This window comes from Pseudomonas sp. Sample_22, from assembly GCF_004307635.1.
Classification (GTDB): domain Bacteria; phylum Pseudomonadota; class Gammaproteobacteria; order Pseudomonadales; family Pseudomonadaceae; genus Aquipseudomonas.
The window spans coordinates 1-16,679 of record NZ_RCNY01000090.1; the positions used below are offsets into that span (position 1 = coordinate 1).

Annotated in this window: 20 protein-coding genes; 12 read left to right on the forward strand and 8 right to left on the reverse strand. The window is 61.0% G+C overall.

Going from position 1 to position 16,679, the window contains the following annotated elements; all coding sequences use genetic code 11:
* Positions 1-185: 185 nt before the first annotated feature.
* From D8U73_RS26315 to D8U73_RS26330, 4 genes are all read right to left on the reverse strand, one after another.
* Positions 186-704, reverse strand: a complete 519-nt coding sequence (locus D8U73_RS26315; protein WP_056855855.1) for a DUF3299 domain-containing protein — start codon at positions 702-704, stop codon at positions 186-188.
* 11 nt (positions 705-715) lie between these two features.
* Positions 716-1,981 carry an ABC transporter permease gene (locus tag D8U73_RS26320; protein ID WP_130906172.1) on the reverse strand — a complete coding sequence of 422 codons (1,266 nt, stop codon included), beginning with the start codon at positions 1,979-1,981 and terminating at the stop codon, positions 716-718.
* A gap of 1 nt (position 1,982) precedes the next feature.
* Complete coding sequence (locus D8U73_RS26325; RefSeq protein WP_056855853.1) at positions 1,983-2,693, reverse strand: ABC transporter ATP-binding protein; 711 nt, start codon at positions 2,691-2,693, stop codon at positions 1,983-1,985.
* Between the two features lie 132 nt (positions 2,694-2,825).
* Complete coding sequence (locus D8U73_RS26330; RefSeq protein WP_130906173.1) at positions 2,826-3,416, reverse strand: DUF2796 domain-containing protein; 591 nt, start codon at positions 3,414-3,416, stop codon at positions 2,826-2,828.
* A gap of 135 nt (positions 3,417-3,551) precedes the next feature.
* Between D8U73_RS26330 and D8U73_RS26335 the strand changes: the two genes are divergently transcribed.
* Positions 3,552-3,890, forward strand: a complete 339-nt coding sequence (locus D8U73_RS26335; protein ID WP_056855851.1) for a hypothetical protein — start codon at positions 3,552-3,554, stop codon at positions 3,888-3,890.
* A 91-nt stretch (positions 3,891-3,981) separates the two neighbouring features.
* Here the strand turns inward: D8U73_RS26335 and trxA are convergent, their stop codons facing one another.
* The 3 genes from trxA to D8U73_RS26350 all read right to left on the reverse strand — a co-directional run bounded on the left by trxA (position 3,982) and on the right by D8U73_RS26350 (position 6,148).
* Positions 3,982-4,854 (reverse strand): thioredoxin, encoded by an 873-nt coding sequence (gene trxA, locus D8U73_RS26340; protein ID WP_056855850.1) that lies wholly within the window; start codon positions 4,852-4,854, stop codon positions 3,982-3,984.
* Between the two features lie 176 nt (positions 4,855-5,030).
* On the reverse strand, positions 5,031-5,687 hold the full coding sequence (locus tag D8U73_RS26345) for a 50S ribosomal protein L11 methyltransferase (protein WP_056855849.1): 657 nt from the start codon (positions 5,685-5,687) through the stop codon (positions 5,031-5,033).
* Complete coding sequence (locus D8U73_RS26350; protein ID WP_056855905.1) at positions 5,684-6,148, reverse strand: YbaY family lipoprotein; 465 nt, start codon at positions 6,146-6,148, stop codon at positions 5,684-5,686. The genes D8U73_RS26345 and D8U73_RS26350 overlap by 4 nt, the downstream gene beginning before the upstream one ends.
* A 127-nt stretch (positions 6,149-6,275) precedes the next feature.
* Here D8U73_RS26350 and nrdR point away from each other — a divergent pair, with 127 nt between their 5' ends.
* The 11 genes from nrdR (at position 6,276) to D8U73_RS26405 (ending at position 14,510) form a co-directional block, all read left to right on the forward strand.
* Positions 6,276-6,740 (forward strand): transcriptional regulator NrdR, encoded by a 465-nt coding sequence (gene nrdR, locus D8U73_RS26355; RefSeq protein WP_003228656.1) that lies wholly within the window; start codon positions 6,276-6,278, stop codon positions 6,738-6,740.
* Positions 6,737-7,870 (forward strand): bifunctional diaminohydroxyphosphoribosylaminopyrimidine deaminase/5-amino-6-(5-phosphoribosylamino)uracil reductase RibD, encoded by a 1,134-nt coding sequence (gene ribD / locus D8U73_RS26360; RefSeq protein WP_130906175.1) that lies wholly within the window; start codon positions 6,737-6,739, stop codon positions 7,868-7,870. The genes nrdR and ribD overlap by 4 nt, the downstream gene beginning before the upstream one ends.
* A 47-nt stretch (positions 7,871-7,917) precedes the next feature.
* Positions 7,918-8,580, forward strand: coding sequence for a riboflavin synthase (locus D8U73_RS26365; RefSeq protein WP_056855847.1), 663 nt, complete (start codon positions 7,918-7,920; stop codon positions 8,578-8,580).
* Positions 8,581-8,610: 30 nt separating this feature from the next.
* Complete coding sequence (gene ribBA, locus D8U73_RS26370) at positions 8,611-9,702, forward strand: bifunctional 3,4-dihydroxy-2-butanone-4-phosphate synthase/GTP cyclohydrolase II (protein ID WP_056855846.1); 1,092 nt, start codon at positions 8,611-8,613, stop codon at positions 9,700-9,702.
* Between the two features lie 248 nt (positions 9,703-9,950).
* Complete coding sequence (gene ribE / locus D8U73_RS26375; RefSeq protein WP_003228649.1) at positions 9,951-10,427, forward strand: 6,7-dimethyl-8-ribityllumazine synthase; 477 nt, start codon at positions 9,951-9,953, stop codon at positions 10,425-10,427.
* On the forward strand, positions 10,424-10,924 hold the full coding sequence (gene nusB / locus D8U73_RS26380; RefSeq protein ID WP_008053839.1) for a transcription antitermination factor NusB: 501 nt from the start codon (positions 10,424-10,426) through the stop codon (positions 10,922-10,924). The genes ribE and nusB overlap by 4 nt, the downstream gene beginning before the upstream one ends.
* Before the next feature lie 27 nt (positions 10,925-10,951).
* Positions 10,952-11,917 carry a thiamine-phosphate kinase gene (gene thiL / locus D8U73_RS26385; protein ID WP_130906176.1) on the forward strand — a complete coding sequence of 322 codons (966 nt, stop codon included), beginning with the start codon at positions 10,952-10,954 and terminating at the stop codon, positions 11,915-11,917.
* Positions 11,914-12,417, forward strand: a complete 504-nt coding sequence (locus D8U73_RS26390) for a phosphatidylglycerophosphatase A (protein WP_130906177.1) — start codon at positions 11,914-11,916, stop codon at positions 12,415-12,417. Before thiL ends, D8U73_RS26390 begins: the two co-directional genes overlap by 4 nt.
* A gap of 259 nt (positions 12,418-12,676) precedes the next feature.
* Positions 12,677-13,294, forward strand: coding sequence for a GTP cyclohydrolase II (ribA, locus tag D8U73_RS26395; protein WP_044465292.1), 618 nt, complete (start codon positions 12,677-12,679; stop codon positions 13,292-13,294).
* Positions 13,291-13,710, forward strand: coding sequence for an MFS transporter (locus D8U73_RS26400; protein ID WP_130906178.1), 420 nt, complete (start codon positions 13,291-13,293; stop codon positions 13,708-13,710). Before ribA ends, D8U73_RS26400 begins: the two co-directional genes overlap by 4 nt.
* Complete coding sequence (locus D8U73_RS26405; RefSeq protein ID WP_130906179.1) at positions 13,710-14,510, forward strand: cobalamin-binding protein; 801 nt, start codon at positions 13,710-13,712, stop codon at positions 14,508-14,510. Before D8U73_RS26400 ends, D8U73_RS26405 begins: the two co-directional genes overlap by 1 nt.
* A 127-nt stretch (positions 14,511-14,637) precedes the next feature.
* Here the strand turns inward: D8U73_RS26405 and D8U73_RS26410 are convergent, their stop codons facing one another.
* Positions 14,638-16,521, reverse strand: a complete 1,884-nt coding sequence (locus tag D8U73_RS26410) for a TonB-dependent receptor (RefSeq protein WP_130906180.1) — start codon at positions 16,519-16,521, stop codon at positions 14,638-14,640.
* Positions 16,522-16,679 lie beyond the last annotated feature (158 nt).

The following is a 16,679-nucleotide window of genomic DNA, read 5'->3' on the forward strand; positions in this document are numbered from 1 at the left end:
TTTTAGCGAAAAACATCTCGCGAAAGCTTGACCGTGAACAGAGTATCTACAGGTTCAGCGTTGCGCCCGAAGCGCCTGTAATGCAGTGCTCATGAACCACAGAACGCGGTCGCCGCACCCCGCGTGCTGCAGGAGCGAGGCTTGCCCGCGAAAGCATCTTCTGAATCAACAAAACAACTCCGGACTCATTCGGGCAATTCATACAGATAAATTTTCTGCGCTTCCATCTGATACCCGGCATCCGCCAATTCGCTGGTGGAGGGCTTGACCTGCATCGGCCCTTCGATCCAGTACGGCTGATACAGCTCATCGAGCTTCACCCCGACTTCGCTTTTGACATGCACGATCTGATTCGACGGCGGTGGCGGCACGTGAATGCAGGCGCCGAAATACGGCACCAGCAGAAAGTCCGTGGTGCGTCCGTCTTCACTCACTTCCAGCGGCACGATGTAGCCCGGCAGGCGAATGTTCTGCCCGTCGAGCGCTTTGACCACCGGCGCATTGGGCATGTCCTGCTTCGCTGCTGGCGCTGACTCGGCAGACAATGCATCGCTCATCTTCGACAGGTCGTGCAGCGGCGTCATGTTCGGCACTTCCGGTGCGGCATCCGGCGGGATCATTTCCGACCAGGTCAGCTCTTTCGGCTCGGCCGCCCATAGCGGCAGGGCGACCAGCATCAACAGCGCAAAGACAGCGCGGGGCATTTTCAAAGTCCTCATAAACGGATCGACAGGCCATCAGCCAGGGATTGGCGATAAGCACGCCAGGCCGGCACGCTGCCCATCAGCAGCGCGGCGATCAGGATGCCACCGAGCAGCGTCCATTCATATTCGCTGGGCCAGGCCAATGGCAAAAACAGCCCGTAATTGGCTTGCACGTAACCTTGGGCCGCGGCGATGCACACGTACAGCAGTGCCACGCCCGCCACTACGCCGGACAGCGCCAGGGCAAAAGCCTCAAGCACCAGCAAGGTCGCAACATGCCACGGCCGTGCGCCCACCGAACGCAGAATCGCCATCTCGCGGCGGCGTTCATTGAGGCTGGTGAGAATCGCTGTGAGCATGCCGATCAACCCGGTCAGCACCACGAACAAGGACACCACGAACAAGGCTTTTTCGGCGGTGCTCATCAAGCTCCACAGCTCCTGCAGCGCCACCCCCGGGAGGATCGCCAGCATCGGTTCACCACGGAATTCGTTGATCTCGCGTTGCACGGCGAAGGTCGAAATCTTGCTGTTGAGGCCGAGCATGAACGCGGTGATCGCTTGCGGCTTCAGGTCCATGTTGCGTGCCTGATCGGCGCTGATTCGCCCGTTGCCCCGGGCCGGCACACCGTTGTGCCAGTCGACGTGAATCGCTTCCATACCGCCGAGGCTGATGTGCAGCGTTCGGTCCACCGGTGTGCCGGTGCGCTTGAGAATGCCGACCACAGTGAACGGTTTGTCATCGTGCTTGACCAGACTGATCGCCGCCACGCCGTGGGCCAGCACCAGTTTTTCGCCGAGCTTGTATTGCAGCGCATCGGCCACTTCGGCGCCGAGCACCACTTCAAACGGATCAGTGGCGAAGGCGCGGCCAGCGGCCAGTTCCAGGTGTTGTTGACGGCCGTACTGGTAATGCTCGAAGTAGGCCTCGGTGGTGCCCATTACCCGATAGCCGCGATGGGAATCGCCGAGGGACATCGGGATCGCCCATTTCACTTTCGGGTTGTTGGCGAAGTGTTCGAAGCTGTCCCAGCGGATGTTGTTGGTGGCGTTGCCGATGCGGAACACCGAGTACAGCAACAGATTCACCGAGCCGGAGCGCGCGCCGACGATCAGGTCGGTGCCGCTGATGGTGCTGGCGAAACTGGCCTTGGCCTCGGTCCGCACGCGCTCGACGGCCAGCAGCAGGCACACCGACAGGGCAATGGCGAACGCGGTCAAAATCGCGGTGAAGCGACGGTTAGCCAGGCTGGCCATGGCTAGACGGAACAAATACATCTCAGACCTCGGACGGGCTGGCGGCGCGATTGAGCTCGGCCAGCGACAGGTTGCGATCGAACAGCGGCGCCAGGCTCTGGTCATGGCTGACGAACAACAGGCTCGACCCGGCTTCGCGGCATTCGGCGAACAGCAGGCGAATGAAGTTTTCCCGGGCGTCGTAATCGAGCGCCGAAGTCGGTTCGTCGGCGATCACCAACTCCGGCTGACCGATCAACGCGCGTGCGGCGGCCACTCGTTGCTGTTGGCCGATGGACAGCGAATCGGCACGCCGACCGAGGATGTTTTCATCCTTTAAACCCAGGTGGGCGAGCAGGGTGGCGGCGGCTTTATCGACGCTGCCGTGACGCTGCCTGGCCCGTTCGGCGCGCAGTTTGGAGAAGTGGCAGGGCAGTTCGACGTTTTCTCGCACCGACAGAAACGGCAGCAGGTTGAACTGCTGGAAGATGTAGCCGGTGTGATCGACGCGAAAGTGATCGCGGGCACCGGCCGACAGTTCGGTGAGCTCCTGGCCGAGCAGGCGAATGCTGCCGCGATCAGGCTTCTGCACGCCGCCCAGCAAGCCGAGCAGGGTGGTCTTGCCGCTGCCGCTGGGGCCTTTGAGGAACAGGGTTTCACCAGGTGAAAGGCGAAACGCCGGAATGTCCAGCAGCGGCGGATGACCGGGCCAGCTGAAGCCCAGGTCGGACAGTTCGATGAGTGTTTGGGTCATGGCGCCGATTTCAAGAATGTTGATGATCCGTAGGAGCAAAGCTTGCTCGCGATGGCTACACCGCGGTTTAACAGGAGCTCCGCGCTATTGTTCATCGCGGGCAAGCCTTGCTCCTACAGGATCCGGATAGATTCAGAATTTCAGGGCCGCGGCCTGGGCCGTCACTTCAACCCCTTGCTGGCCGCTCGGGCCGATCAGTTGGACCTGAATGGTCCGGGTCGCCGGGAAGCTGTTGAAAATGTTCGCCAGATCCAGGGTCTTCAGCGCCGCCGGTGTGGCGCAGGTGAACTGGTAGTGGGCGTGGATTTCGCTGTGGTCGTGATGATGCTCGTCCTTGGCGTCGCCATCGTGGTCATCATCGACGTCTGGTTTATCGCCAAACAGCGGGCTTTCCAGGGTCTGGTTTTGCACCACGCAGCCTGCAGCTTTCGCCAGGTTGAACAGCGTCAGTGGTTTCTGCAGCTGAGTACGAACCGCTGCGACTTTGGCTTTGTCGGCGTCGGTGGTCGCGGCATGTTCGAAGCCCACCAGGTTCATCGCCGGGCTTTCCAGCTCCAGCTCGAGGGTCTGGCCGTCCAGCGCCGCGTTGAGCCGGCCGACACCGTGCTCATGGGCACCCAGGCTGCCGTGTTCATGATCGTGATCATGGTCATGCTCGTCAGCCGCATGGGCGACAGCCAGGGGCAACAAGGCAAACGGCAAAGCGAGCAACAGACGACGCATGGCGAGTCTCCGGAAAGTAAAGTGAACAATCTGTTATGTAATCTTATAACGTAAGTGCGGAGAGTTTGACTGGCTGCTTGGCGTTGCACAAGTCCCATGGGAGCATGCAAGTCAGAAATGTGCAGGAGCAGACTTATGTTGCGAATTCGCGGAAGCATCGGCGACTGGCCGGTGGATTTGACGCTGGAAATGGATGACGCCGACTGGGCCAGGCTGGGCGCGCAGTTGCAGGTCGATAAAGTCGACGTCAGCGCGCCAGCGGCGAAACCGATGAGCCAGGATGATTCGCTGTGGCAGGTCGCCAGGGATTTGCTGCGCAAGGCCGGACAGTTGAGCGGGCCGGATCTGCTCGATCAACTCGAAGCACTGACCGGCAGCGCCGCAGCGGGCAAGCGCTTGTTGGTGCGCCTGCGCCACAGCCCGGATGTGAAGGTGGAAAGCGGCGGCGATACACCGATCTATCGCTGGCTGTAGGAGCCGGCTTGCTGGCGATGCGGACGCTGCGTTTCAGCAGGTGAACCGCGTCATCGTGCATTGCCAGCAAGCCGGCTCCTACGGGGCGTGATCAGTACAGCGCAGCAAATAACTTGCGACGGTAGGTGCTCACCAGCGGGTGGTCATTGCCCAGCAGCTCGAACACTTGCAGCAAGGTCTTGTGCGGCAGGCCTTCGTTGTAGCTGCGATTGCGGATGAACAACTTGAGCAGGGCATCCAGCGCGGCGTCGTATTGCTGGCGGGCCAATTGCTGAATCGCCAGTTGATAGACCGCTTCGTCGTCCTGGGGGTCTTTCGCCAGTCGCGCCTTCAAATCAGCGGCATCCGGCAGATCCCGGGCCAGCCCGAGAAACTTGATCTGCGCCTTGGCACCGGCGAGGGCAGCCTTGTGCTCATCGCTCTTGACCGCATCGAGCACAACTTGCGCCTCGCCCAGCTCACCGCGCTCAGTGAGGCAGCGTGCGTAGAGAATCAGGGCCTTGGCGTTGGTGTTGTCTTCGCCCAGGATGACTTTGAGCAGCGCTTCGGCATCGGCGAATCGGCTGTCGTCGAACAAGGCCTGGGCCTGTTCGAACGGATCGGCCGCGGCAGGTGGTGGCATCTGCACATGAGGTTCAAGCAAGGCGCGTACAGCGGATTCCGGCTGCGCACCGGCAAACCCGTCCACCGGCTGACCGTCCTTGAACAGCACCACGGTCGGCAGGCTGCGAATACCGAAGCGGGCGACGATGTCTTGTTCGATGTCGCAGTTGACCTTGGCCAGCAGCAATTCGCCCTGATAGCTCTCGGCGATGGTCTGCAGCATCGGCATCAACACTTTGCACGGCGCACACCATTCGGCCCAGAAATCCACCAGCACCGGTTTGTGGAAAGAGTTCTCGATCACCGACTGGTCAAAATCGGCAGTCGTGGCGTCGAAGATGTACGGCGTTTGCTGACTCATGGGCAATCTCGTAAAAGCGTGAATGGGGCCACTATACGGCCTGGTGGGGGGCGGCCGGAAGTCGGAACATTGATCGTTCCCACGCTCTGCGTTGGAACGCCTCAAGGGACGCTCTGCGTCTGCTTTTGAGAAGCGGAGCGTCTTGGGCTGCATTCCCACGCGGAGCGTGGGAACGTTCATGTCCGGGCGGCGTGATACAGGCTCACATGCCGAAACTCTTCCGGCTCGGCCAGATCCGGCAAGGTCATGGCTTCGAGCATTTCGATACGCCGGTACAGCGGATGGCGAAAATCCCGTACCCGCGAATCCGCCACCAGCGCCTCCCGGCCACGACTCAAGAACTCATCGAGCAATGGCAGGTTGGCCCGGTCGTACAGCACGTCCGCCACCAGAATCAGATCGAAGCGATCGGCCTCGGCAAAAAAATCCGTCGAGTAGTCGAGTTGTACGCCATTGAGTTCGGCATTCGCCCGACAGGCGGCAATCGCCAGCGGATCAAGGTCACAGGCCACTACTTCCAGTGCGCCGGCCTTCACCGCGGCAATGCCCGCCACACCGGACCCTGCGCCAAAATCCAGCACGCGTTTGCCTTCGACCCAATGCCGGTTGTTGGCCAGATAACGGGCTACGGCCAACCCGCTGGCCCAGCAGAAACTCCAGTATGGCGGCTCGTGCAGGATGCGCCGGGTTTCTTCTGGGCTGAAGGCACGGTCCATGTTGTCGCCGTCGATCAGCCACAACTTCAGATCGGTCTGCGGTAGCTCACAGGCGACCAAGCGCGCATCACCGAGCAGTTCACCCAACGCCTGTTGCAGGTCGAGCGGTGCACTCATGGGGCTTTGACGAATTGCAGCTGGCCCAGCGCCTGGGTCGTCGGCTGGGTAATCACTTGCGACGGCAGATGCAGGATCAACTGGCCGGACTGGCTGGCGCGGCCTCGCAGTTCGACACGGGCACCGGCGGGGAAGGATTCTGGATTGAAACGCAGGTGGAACGGCAAAATCTGGTTGTTGCCGATCAGGCTGGAACTGGCGAGCAATTGTTGCGGGCGGTCCTTGTCATCGATCACCAGCAAGGCCAGTTCGACTTCGGCACCGGTCGGCACGCCTTGCAGAGTGCCGCTCAATTCCCGTTGATGGGCGGGCAACGGGCCGAGTTTGGCGGCCTCTTTGGCTTTTTTCTGCGCTTGTTGCGGCGCAGGGCCGGGCGTTGGCGGCTGGGGCTGGGGTGCATCGCTGCTGCAGGCCACCAACAGGCTGAAAAGGCTGAGCAAAACGAGCGGACGTAACGACATTGGCAGCTCCGGAAAGATGAAATCCATGGATCAATTGATCATCCCGTCTGTATACCGCAAACCCTATGGCTTGTCTTGCCACCGGGATGCGCTACCATGGCCCTCCCTTTTTTTGTTGCCTGCCACCATGCACTGTCCCTTCTGCGGTGCCAACGACACCAAGGTCATCGACTCGCGTCTGGTCGCCGAGGGCGAACAGGTGCGCCGCCGGCGTGAATGCCTGGCCTGCGGCGAACGTTTCACGACGTTCGAGACCGCCGAACTGGTGTTGCCGCGCCTGATCAAAACCGACGGCAGTCGCCAGCCGTTCGACGAAGAAAAACTCCGTGCCGGCATGCAGCGGGCGCTGGAAAAGCGCCCGGTGAGTGTCGAACGCCTCGAATCGTCGCTGGTGCACATCAAACACAAACTGCGCGCCACCGGCGAACGCGAGGTCAAGTCCCTGGTGGTCGGTGAACTGGTGATGGCCGAGCTGCAAAAGCTCGACGAAGTCGCCTATATCCGTTTCGCTTCGGTGTATCGCCGCTTCCAGGACCTCAACGAGTTCCGCGAAGAAATCGATCGCCTGGCCCGTGAGCCGGTGAAAGAATGACCACGTCCGCCGAACAGGCCATCCTCGACGCGCATTACATGGCGCGCGCCCTCGAACTGGCGCGCAAGGGGCACTACACGACGCATCCCAATCCACGGGTTGGCTGCGTGATCGTCCAGGCCGGGCAAATTGTCGGCGAAGGCTGGCATGAGCGCGCCGGTGAACCCCACGCCGAAGTCCATGCCTTGCGCGCCGCCGGTGAACTGGCCCGGTGCGCGACCGCTTACGTCACCCTCGAGCCTTGCAGCCACCACGGCCGCACACCGCCCTGCGCCGATGCGCTGGTGAATGCCGGTGTGGCGCGGGTCGTCGCGGCCATGCAGGACCCGAACCCGGAGGTTGCCGGCCGTGGCCTGCAACGTCTGGAGCAGGCGGGCATCGCCACCGAAAGCGGTGTGCTGGAAAGCGAAGCGCGCAAGCTCAATCAAGGTTTCCTGAAACGCATGGAACACGGCCTGCCGTTCGTGCGGGTCAAACTGGCCATGAGCCTTGACGGTCGCACGGCGATGGAAAACGGCGAGAGCCAATGGATCACCGGCCCGGCGGCGCGTTCGGCGGTGCAACGCCTGCGAGCCCAGGCCAGCGTGGTATTGACTGGCGCGGACACGGTGCTGGCGGACAATGCCCGTTTGACCGTACGCGCCGATGAGCTGGGCCTGGACGGGGAGCAAACCGCACTGGCCATGAGCCGGCCACCCTTGCGGGTGCTGGTCGACGGGCGTCTGCGGGTGCCGCTGGATGCACCGTTCTTCAAGGCTGGCCCAGCGTTGGTGGCGACGTGCGTGGCGGTGGAAGAACAATATGCCAATGGCCCGGAATGCCTGATCGTGCCGAGCTACGATGGGCAGGTCGATCTTCGTCAGTTGCTGGTCGAGCTCGCCAGGCGTGACGTCAATGAAGTATTGGTCGAGGCCGGCCCACGGCTGGCGGGTGCCTTCGCCCAACTCGGTCTGGTGGACGAGTTCCAGATTTTCATCGCCGGCAAGTTCATGGGCTCTTCGGCGCTGCCGTTGCTGGATTGGCCGCTCGCGCACATGAAGGATGCGCCCGAGCTGAAAATCACCGAAATTCGCGCGGTTGGCGATGACTGGCGGGTCACTGCCATTCCTTCGCCAGCCGCGAGCGTATAATTCCCGGCCATCGCGTAGGCGCTGGCTTTGTTCTCGAGGAGAACCTCATGTTTACCGGCATCATCGAATCCATCGGCAGTATTCGTGCATTGACCCCAAAGGGCGGTGATGTGCGGGTTCACGTCGAAACCGGCAAGCTCGACCTGAGCGACGTCAAACTGGGCGACAGCATCGCGGTCAATGGCGTGTGCCTGACTGCCGTTGAATTGCCGGGCAATGGCTTTGCGGCGGATGTCAGCCGTGAAACCCTCGACTGCACCGCCATGAACGACCTGAAAAGCGGCAGCCCGGTCAATCTGGAAAAAGCCCTGACCCCGACCACGCGCCTCGGCGGGCATCTGGTCAGCGGTCACGTCGATGGTGTGGGCGAAGTGGTTGCCCGCACCGAGAACGCCCGCGCCGTGGAATTCCGTATCCGCGCGCCAAAAGACCTGGCCAAGTACATCGCGCATAAAGGCTCGATTACTGTCGACGGCACCAGCCTGACCGTGAACGCGGTCGATGGCGCGGAATTCCTGCTGACCATCATTCCGCACACCCTGAGTGAAACCATCATGGCGTCCTACCAGCCAGGTCGCCGGGTGAACCTGGAAGTGGACTTGCTGGCCCGTTATCTGGAACGTCTGCTGTTGGGCGACAAGGCTGCAGAACCAGCCTCCGGCAACATCACCGAAAGCTTTCTGGCCGCCAACGGCTACCTCAAATCCTGAAGCTCAAATTTCAAAAGAAGGGGGTGCCTTGTGGCGCTCAATAGCATCGAAGAGCTGGTTGAAGATATCCGCCAAGGCAAGATGGTCATCCTCATGGATGACGAAGACCGCGAGAACGAAGGCGACCTGATCATGGCCGCCGAGTGCTGCAAGCCCGAACACATCAACTTCATGGCCAAGCACGCCCGTGGACTGATCTGCATGCCGATGAGCCGCGAGCGCTGTGAATTGCTCAAGCTGCCATTGATGGCGCCGCGCAACGGTTCCGGTTTCGGCACCAAGTTCACTGTATCGATCGAAGCGGCCACCGGTGTCACCACCGGCATCTCCGCCGCCGACCGTGCGCGCACCGTGCAAGCGGCTGCGGCCCGTGATGCCAAGGCCGAAGACATCGTCAGCCCGGGCCATATTTTCCCACTGATGGCCCAGGCCGGCGGTACGCTGGCTCGTGCCGGCCACACCGAAGCGGCGTGCGACCTGGCGCGCATGGCCGGTTTCGAGCCAAGCGGCGTGATCTGCGAAGTGATGAACGACGATGGCACCATGTCCCGTCGCGCCGAACTGGAAGCGTTTGCCGCCGAACACGACATCAAGATCGGCACCATTGCCGACCTGATTCACTATCGGATGATCCACGAACGTACCGTTCAGCGGATTGCCGAGCAGCCGCTGGACAGCGAACTGGGCCAATTCAACCTGGTGACCTATCGTGATTCGGTGGAAGGCGACGTGCACATGGCGCTCACTCTGGGCAACGTTTGCGCAGAAGAGCCGACCCTGGTTCGGGTGCACAACATGGACCCGCTGCGCGACCTGTTGATGGTCAAGCAACCAGGGCGCTGGAGCCTGCGTGCCGCCATGGCTGCGGTTGCCGAGGCCGGCAGTGGCGTGGTGTTGTTGCTCGGTCACCCGCTCGATGGCGACGTGTTGCTGGCGCATATCCGCGAAACCGCCGACCACGCCACCCCGAAAAAACCGACCACCTACAGCATTGTCGGTGCCGGTTCGCAGATTCTGCGAGACCTGGGCGTGCGCAAAATGCGCTTGATGAGCGCACCGATGAAATTTAATGCGATATCCGGTTTCGATCTGGAAGTTGTAGAATACGTGCCCTCCGAATAAGACGCCGGGTTTTGGCCTCGTTGTTCGCTCAAGGCATATTTGATTTATTGTGGCGAGGGAGCTTGCTCCCGCCTGGGTGCGCAGCACCCACAATAGGGGCCGCTTCGCAGCCCAGCGGGAGCAAGCTCCCTCGCCACATAGATGTGCAAGTGAACACCGATGTGCGATTTCCGGCGCTGTATTCGCGGTTCAAATATCACTGAGGGATGCGTACGAGACGTGTCCCGGCTCTTTAAGAGATCTAACGAATGACCCTGAAGACCATCGAAGGTACCTTCATCGCCCCTAAAGGCCGCTACGCTTTGGTAGTGGGCCGTTTCAACAGCTTCGTCGTTGAAAGCCTGGTCAGCGGTGCAGTTGATGCCCTGGTTCGCCACGGCGTGAGCGAAAGCGACATCACCATCATCCGCGCGCCTGGCGCCTTCGAAATTCCGCTGGTTGCGCAGAAAGTCGCTCAGAAAGGCGAGTTCGCAGCAATCATCGCCCTGGGCGCGGTCATTCGTGGCGGTACTCCGCACTTCGAATACGTGGCTGGCGAGTGCACCAAGGGCCTGGCCCAGGTGTCCATGGAATTCGGCGTACCGGTCGCTTTCGGCGTCCTGACCGTTGATTCCATCGAGCAAGCCATCGAACGTTCCGGCACCAAGGCCGGCAACAAAGGTGCTGAAGCTGCCCTGTCCGCTCTGGAAATGGTCAGCCTGCTGGCGCAGTTGGAGGCCAAGTGATTAGCGACGAAAGCGATCGTTTCAACCCGCGCGATCCAAAGCCTGCGGATGCCGGCAAGCCATCGAAAAGCGTCAAGCGCCGCGAAGCCCGTCAGCTCGCGACCCAGGCGCTGTACCAATGGCACATGGCCAAGCAGTCGCTGAACGAGATCGAAGCGCAGTTCCGGGTCGATAACGATTTCACCGATGTCGATGGCGCCTATTTCCGCGAAATCCTGCACGGGGTTCCGCAGTTCAAGACCGAAATCGACACTGCACTCACGCCGTGCCTCGACCTGACCATCGAAGAACTGGACCCGGTTGAGCTGGCGGTTTTGCGTCTGTCCACCTGGGAACTGCTCAAGCGCGTCGACGTGCCGTACCGCGTTGTGATCAACGAAGGTATCGAACTGGCCAAGGTTTTCGGTTCCACCGACGGCCACAAGTTCGTCAATGGTGTGCTCGACAAGCTGGCTCCGCGTCTGCGTGAAGCTGAAGTGAAGGCGTTCAAGCGCTGATCCGCGCTTGAACCTCTTGACTGCGCCATGGGCGAGTTTGAGCTGATCCGCAATTACTTTGCCGCCGCGCCTTGTGCGCAGGGCGGCGAAGGCGTTGCCCTCGGGATCGGCGACGACTGCGCCTTGCTGGCTGTTCCTCCCGGGGAACAGTTGGCCATATCTACCGATACGCTGGTGGCTGGTGTGCATTTCGCCGACCCCTGCGATCCTTTTCTGCTCGGCCAGCGCTCGCTGGCCGTGGCCGTCAGCGACCTCGCCGCCATGGGCGCCACTCCGGTCGCCTTTACCCTTGCCCTGACCTTGCCGACGGTAACCACCGATTGGTTGCAAGCCTATGCCCGTGGTTTGAACCAGATGGCGCAAAGTTGCGGCGTGGCGTTGGTCGGTGGCGATACGACTCGGGGGCCGTTGAGCCTGACCATGACCGTGTTTGGCCGCGTGCCGTCCGGCAAGGCGTTGACCCGCAGCGGCGCACAAGCGGGCGATCTGTTGTGTGTCGGCGGTGAGTTGGGCAATGCCGCCGGCGCGTTGCCGCTGGTGCTCGGTCAGCGCACGGCAGATGCTGCCATCGCCGAGCCGTTGCTGGCGCACTACTGGTCACCGCGACCACAACTCGGGCTGGGCCAGGCTTTGCGCGGCAAGGCTACTTCGGCGCTGGACATTTCCGATGGCCTGCTCGCGGATTGCGGGCATATCGCTCTCGCGTCGAAGGTCGGCCTGCAAGTCGAGCGTGACCGTTTGCCACTGTCGCAGGCGCTGGTGGCCTTCCTGGGCCAGCCCGATGCGCAAAGCGCAGCCCTGAGCGGTGGCGATGACTACGTACTGGCGTTCACTTTACCGTCCGTCGAGTTGCCGACGTTGCTGGCCAACGGTTGGCCGATTCATGTGATCGGCCGCGTGGTGAGCGGGCAGGGCGTGACGCTGCTGGATGCCGACGGACAGGACATCACCCCGCAAACCCGGGGTTACCAACATTTTCGGGAGTCACCGTGACAGATCACCCCAAGCAGGTCCCGGCGGAATTCGTGCCGTCGTCGGTCTGGCGTAATCCGTGGCATTTTTTGGCGTTCGGCTTCGGCTCGGGCACCTTGCCAAAGGCTCCGGGGACTTGGGGGTCGTTAGTTGCGCTACCCTTTGTTCCGCTGTGGCAGATGCTGCCCGACTGGGGCTACTGGTTGATGCTCGGCATCACCATGCTGTTCGGGTTCTGGCTGTGCGGCAAAGTGGCCGATGATTTGCGCGTACACGACCATGAAGGCATCGTCTGGGACGAAATGGTCGGAATGTGGATTACCTTGTGGCTGGTGCCCGAAGGATGGCAGTGGCTGTTGGCAGGGTTCTTGATGTTCCGCCTCTTCGATATTCTCAAACCTTGGCCGATTCACTGGATCGACCGGCACGTCCACGGCGGTGTCGGGATCATGCTCGATGACGTATTGGCCGGGGTGTTTGCCTGGCTGGCGATGCAAGGATTGGTGTGGATTTTCGTCTGAGGGGTTAAGTGGGAGAACCAGGATGGCTCGGCGCAATTAACCAACCCTCTTGAGGCGCTGCCGAAACCTGTAATCTTTTGATTTTTGCTTTACAAGATCAAGAGATCGCAGCCTGCGGCGACTCCTGCAGAAACAGATCGGGCCGGATATCAAACTTTTTGATAGTTATCGCCGATAATTCAGCCTAAGCGTCGCCCGGAACGTGCTGTTACAATGCCGACCTGCGAATCTTCAGACTCTTTAGATCAGGAGCACACCGGTGCCTGTCGTTTTTGTCGCCGCTTCCAAGCTGCCAACGCCTTTTGCGCAATTCACCATGCACGGTTTTCTCGACGAAGCCACCGGCCGCGAGCACGTCGTGCTGAGCCTGGGTGAGATCGCCGACGGTGCCCCGGTACTCGGCCGGCTGCATTCCGAATGCCTGACCGGCGATGCCTTGTTCAGCCAGCGCTGCGATTGCGGTTCGCAACTGGAGGCCGCGCTGCAAGCCATTGCCCGTGAAGGCCGTGGCGTGCTGTTGTACTTGCGGCAGGAAGGTCGTGGCATCGGCCTGCTGAACAAGATCCGCGCCTACGAATTGCAAGATGGCGGTGCCGACACCGTTGAAGCCAACGAGCGCCTGGGCTTTGCCGCGGACCAGCGGGATTACGCCATGTGCCTGCCGATGCTCGAGCACCTGGGCGTCAAGTCCCTGCGTCTGATGACCAACAACCCACGCAAGGTCAAAGCCTTGACCGACATGGGCATCGTGGTTGCCGAGCGCGTGCCGCTGCACACCGGCCATAATCCGCACAACAAACTCTATCTGGCCACCAAAGCCAGCAAGCTCGACCACATGATGGGTAATGAGCATCAGGGCGAGGTAGACCGGGCGTGACCCGCGGTCAGGTGCGGCGGCGACTGTCCGTCAACTGGTGGCAATACCTGGCGCTGGCCTTGTTGCCGCTGTTCGTGATCAACGGTGTGTACGGCCAGACCGAAGCGATTCTGCCAGTGCTGGCGATGCCATTGTTCATCGCTGGCGTCGCCTCGATGTTCGTCAGCCTGAAGTTTTTCGGTCGATACAAACACGCGCTGATCGCCACCCAGAAAGCCCTCGACACTCCAGAAGAACCCGCTGCGTGGATCAGCCTGGCAGCCAAGCGCCGTGCGGCATTGCTCGTCGCTGGCCTGCCGGCCTGGATTGGTGCGTTGGCGGTGTTCGTCGGCCTCGAGGCAGTACCGCTGATGTTGTTGGCACTGTCGACCGCGGTGCTGTTCTATCTCTACCGTATTCCGCGTCAACTCGGTTGATGCGCGCGGTCTGGCTGACGGTTCTGCTGTTGGCCTTCAGTGGTTCGACAAGCGCGGTCGAGCGAGTCGTCAGCCTCGCGCCTTCTCTTTCCGAAATCGTTGTTGAACTGGGTTCGGCCGACCTGTTGGTGGGTGTGCTGGATGCCGGTGAGCGTCCCGCCGAACTCAAGCATCTGCCTTCCGTTGGCCGCTACGGTCAGTTGGACATCGAGCGCTTGCTCAGCCTGCAGCCCGACTTGCTGTTGCTTTGGCCCGGCAGCGTCAGCCCGGCCCAGCGTGATCAGCTCCAGCGCCTGAACATCCCGACTTTCGTCGCCGAGCCACACACACTCGATCAACTGACCCAGCAGATCGAGGCGATCGCCTCGCGACTCGGCCGCCGCGAACGCGGGGCTGCACTGACTGCCGATCTACGTCAGCGGCTGACGCAATTGCGTCAACGCTATCGACGGGATCAACCAGTGCGGGTGTTCTATCAGGTCTGGGATCGGCCGCTTTACACCGTCGGTGGCGGGCAGATCATCAGTGATGCGCTGGAGGTTTGCGGCGCCCGTAACGTATTTGCCGACCTGACGTTGCCGGCGCCGCAAGTCAGTGTGGAGGCAGTGTTGCAGCGTAATCCCGAGCTGATTCTGGCGAGTGATCAGGCGCAGCTTGATGCGTGGAAGGCATGGCCGCAGGTCACGGCCGTGGCGCAAGGTCAGTTGCGATTGGTCACGGACAAAGGCCTGGAACGGCCCAGTGGGCAGATGATCGAGGCAACCGCCAAGTTGTGCCAGTTGATTGCGCCGGATCGCTAAAAAGCTTTGAATGATCGTTCCCACGCTCTGCGTGGGAACGCCGCCATGGACGCTCCGCGTCCGCTCTTGATGTGACGCAGAGCGTCACGGGATGCGTTCCCACGCGGAGCGTGGGAACGCTCGTGGGTCAGAGTTCCGGTGTCCAGGTCACCCCGAACATCCACGCCCGACCTTCCTCGCGATACCCATACTGATTGCCTTCATGGCTGTACAGCACTCGGCTGTAACCCTTGTCCAGCAGGTTATCGACCTTCAGCTCGAGATTGATCTGGCGATTGAGCGCCCAGCTACTGCGTAAGCCCAGCAACGCATAACCGCCCAATGGCTGCTGATTGTTCAAGTCGTCATAGCTGTTGCTGACCGCCTGCCAACTGGCACCGAGGCCCAATCGATCAAACTGCCGGTCGAGGTCCAGGCTCACAGTGCGGCGTGCGCGGCGGGCCAGGGTGTGGCCGGTTTCGCGGTCCCGTGGGTCGATGATCGCCACGCCGAGATTGCTCTGCCAACCGAACAGTTCTTGCTTCAACGCCGCTTCAAAGCCGTTGATCCGTGCCGACGCAACGTTTTCCGGGCGTGAGTTGCTGCCGAAGATGATCGCGTCTTCAAGGTCAGTACGGTACAGCGATGCTTCCAGTCGACTGGTCTCGGTCAACTGACTGCGCCATTGCAACTCGTAGCTTTTCGAGGTTTCCGGTTTCAGGTCGGGGTTGCTGAAGTCCGGGTAATACAAGTCATTGAAGGTTGGTGCGCGGAAACCTTCGCTGTAGGTCAGCAGCACATCGTTGTCAGGGTTCAGCGGCAGGGTCAGGGTGCCGCTCCAGCTGTTCTGGCCGCCGAATTGCTGGTTCTGGTCACGGCGCAAACCCAGCTCGGTGGAGAAGTGCTCGGCCTGAAAGCGATGCTGGATAAATGCTGCGCGGTTCCAGCGACTGTCTTCCTCGAATGCGGTGCTGCTGTTGAGCCGGTCTTCATACCAGTCACCGCCAAGAATCAGGCTGTTGCGCTCGTTGAGTGTCAGGTCGTTCTGCCAGTTCACCGAGTCGCGGTAGGTGTTAAACACGCTGCGTTCATCACTGAGTTTGTCGAAGGTTTTCTCGCGGTTTTCGCTGTGACCGAATTCGATGCGGGTTTTCCACAGATCGTTGACCCGCGCGTCGACGTAGCTGCTGACGCTGCTCACGTCGAACTCGTTGTAGGGCTGCTCCTGGACTGACTCGAAGGTATTCAGGTCGAAGCGACCGAACGGGTTGTCGTATTCAGTTTTGCCACGGTTATCCAGCACATTGGCGCCGATTTCAATGTCATCGGTCAGGGCATGGCTGAGGCTCAGGCTGAACGATTTATTGCGGTATGCATCGTGATCGCCATCGCTGGGATACGACTCGTGAGTGCGATTTATTCCCGCGGTTTCATTGAGGCTGGCACCCAGATTGAAGCGTGTCTGCTCATCGCCGCCAGACAAGCCGAGGCTGCGTTCCCCGGTCTGGTTGCTGCCGAAACCGACATGCATTTGTGGACGCATTCCCGGTTCGCTGCCACGCCGGGTGAAAATCTGGATCACCCCGCCAATCGCATCGCTGCCATAAATCGCCGAACGGGAGCCGCGCAACACTTCTACGCGCTCGACCTGTTCAATGTTGATGTGTTGCAGATTGCTGTCGCCCGACGATGAATTGCCGATGCGTTGACCGTCCACCAGCACCAGGCTTTGCGCCGACTGTGTGCCGCGAATGTAAATCCCCGGCAGACTGCCGCGACCACCGGTTTGCGCTACCTGCACCCCCGGCACCCGGCGCAGCAGTTCGGTGACGCTGTCTGGTTGCAGGCGGTCGATGTCTTCGCGAGTGAACACGGTGTTGGCGGCGCTGCTGTCGTTGCGCGCTTCGACCTGACGGTTGGCGCTGATCAGCACGTCGGGCAGCTTCAGGGCTTGATCGCGTTCGAAGGTGTCGGCCAGCAGTGGGCCGGCCGGCAGGAGGGTCAGCGACAGGGCGAGAGGGGAGAGTTTCATGGCAGTCCGTTAATACGTTGGAGCAAAACAAATCTTAAGAACGCAAAAAACCAATGTAGGAGCGAGCCTGCTCGCGATGACGGTATGTCAGTCAGAGAATCGGTTGACTGTCAGTCCGCTATCGCGAGCAGGCTCGCTCCTACAGGGTTTTGCGTAAG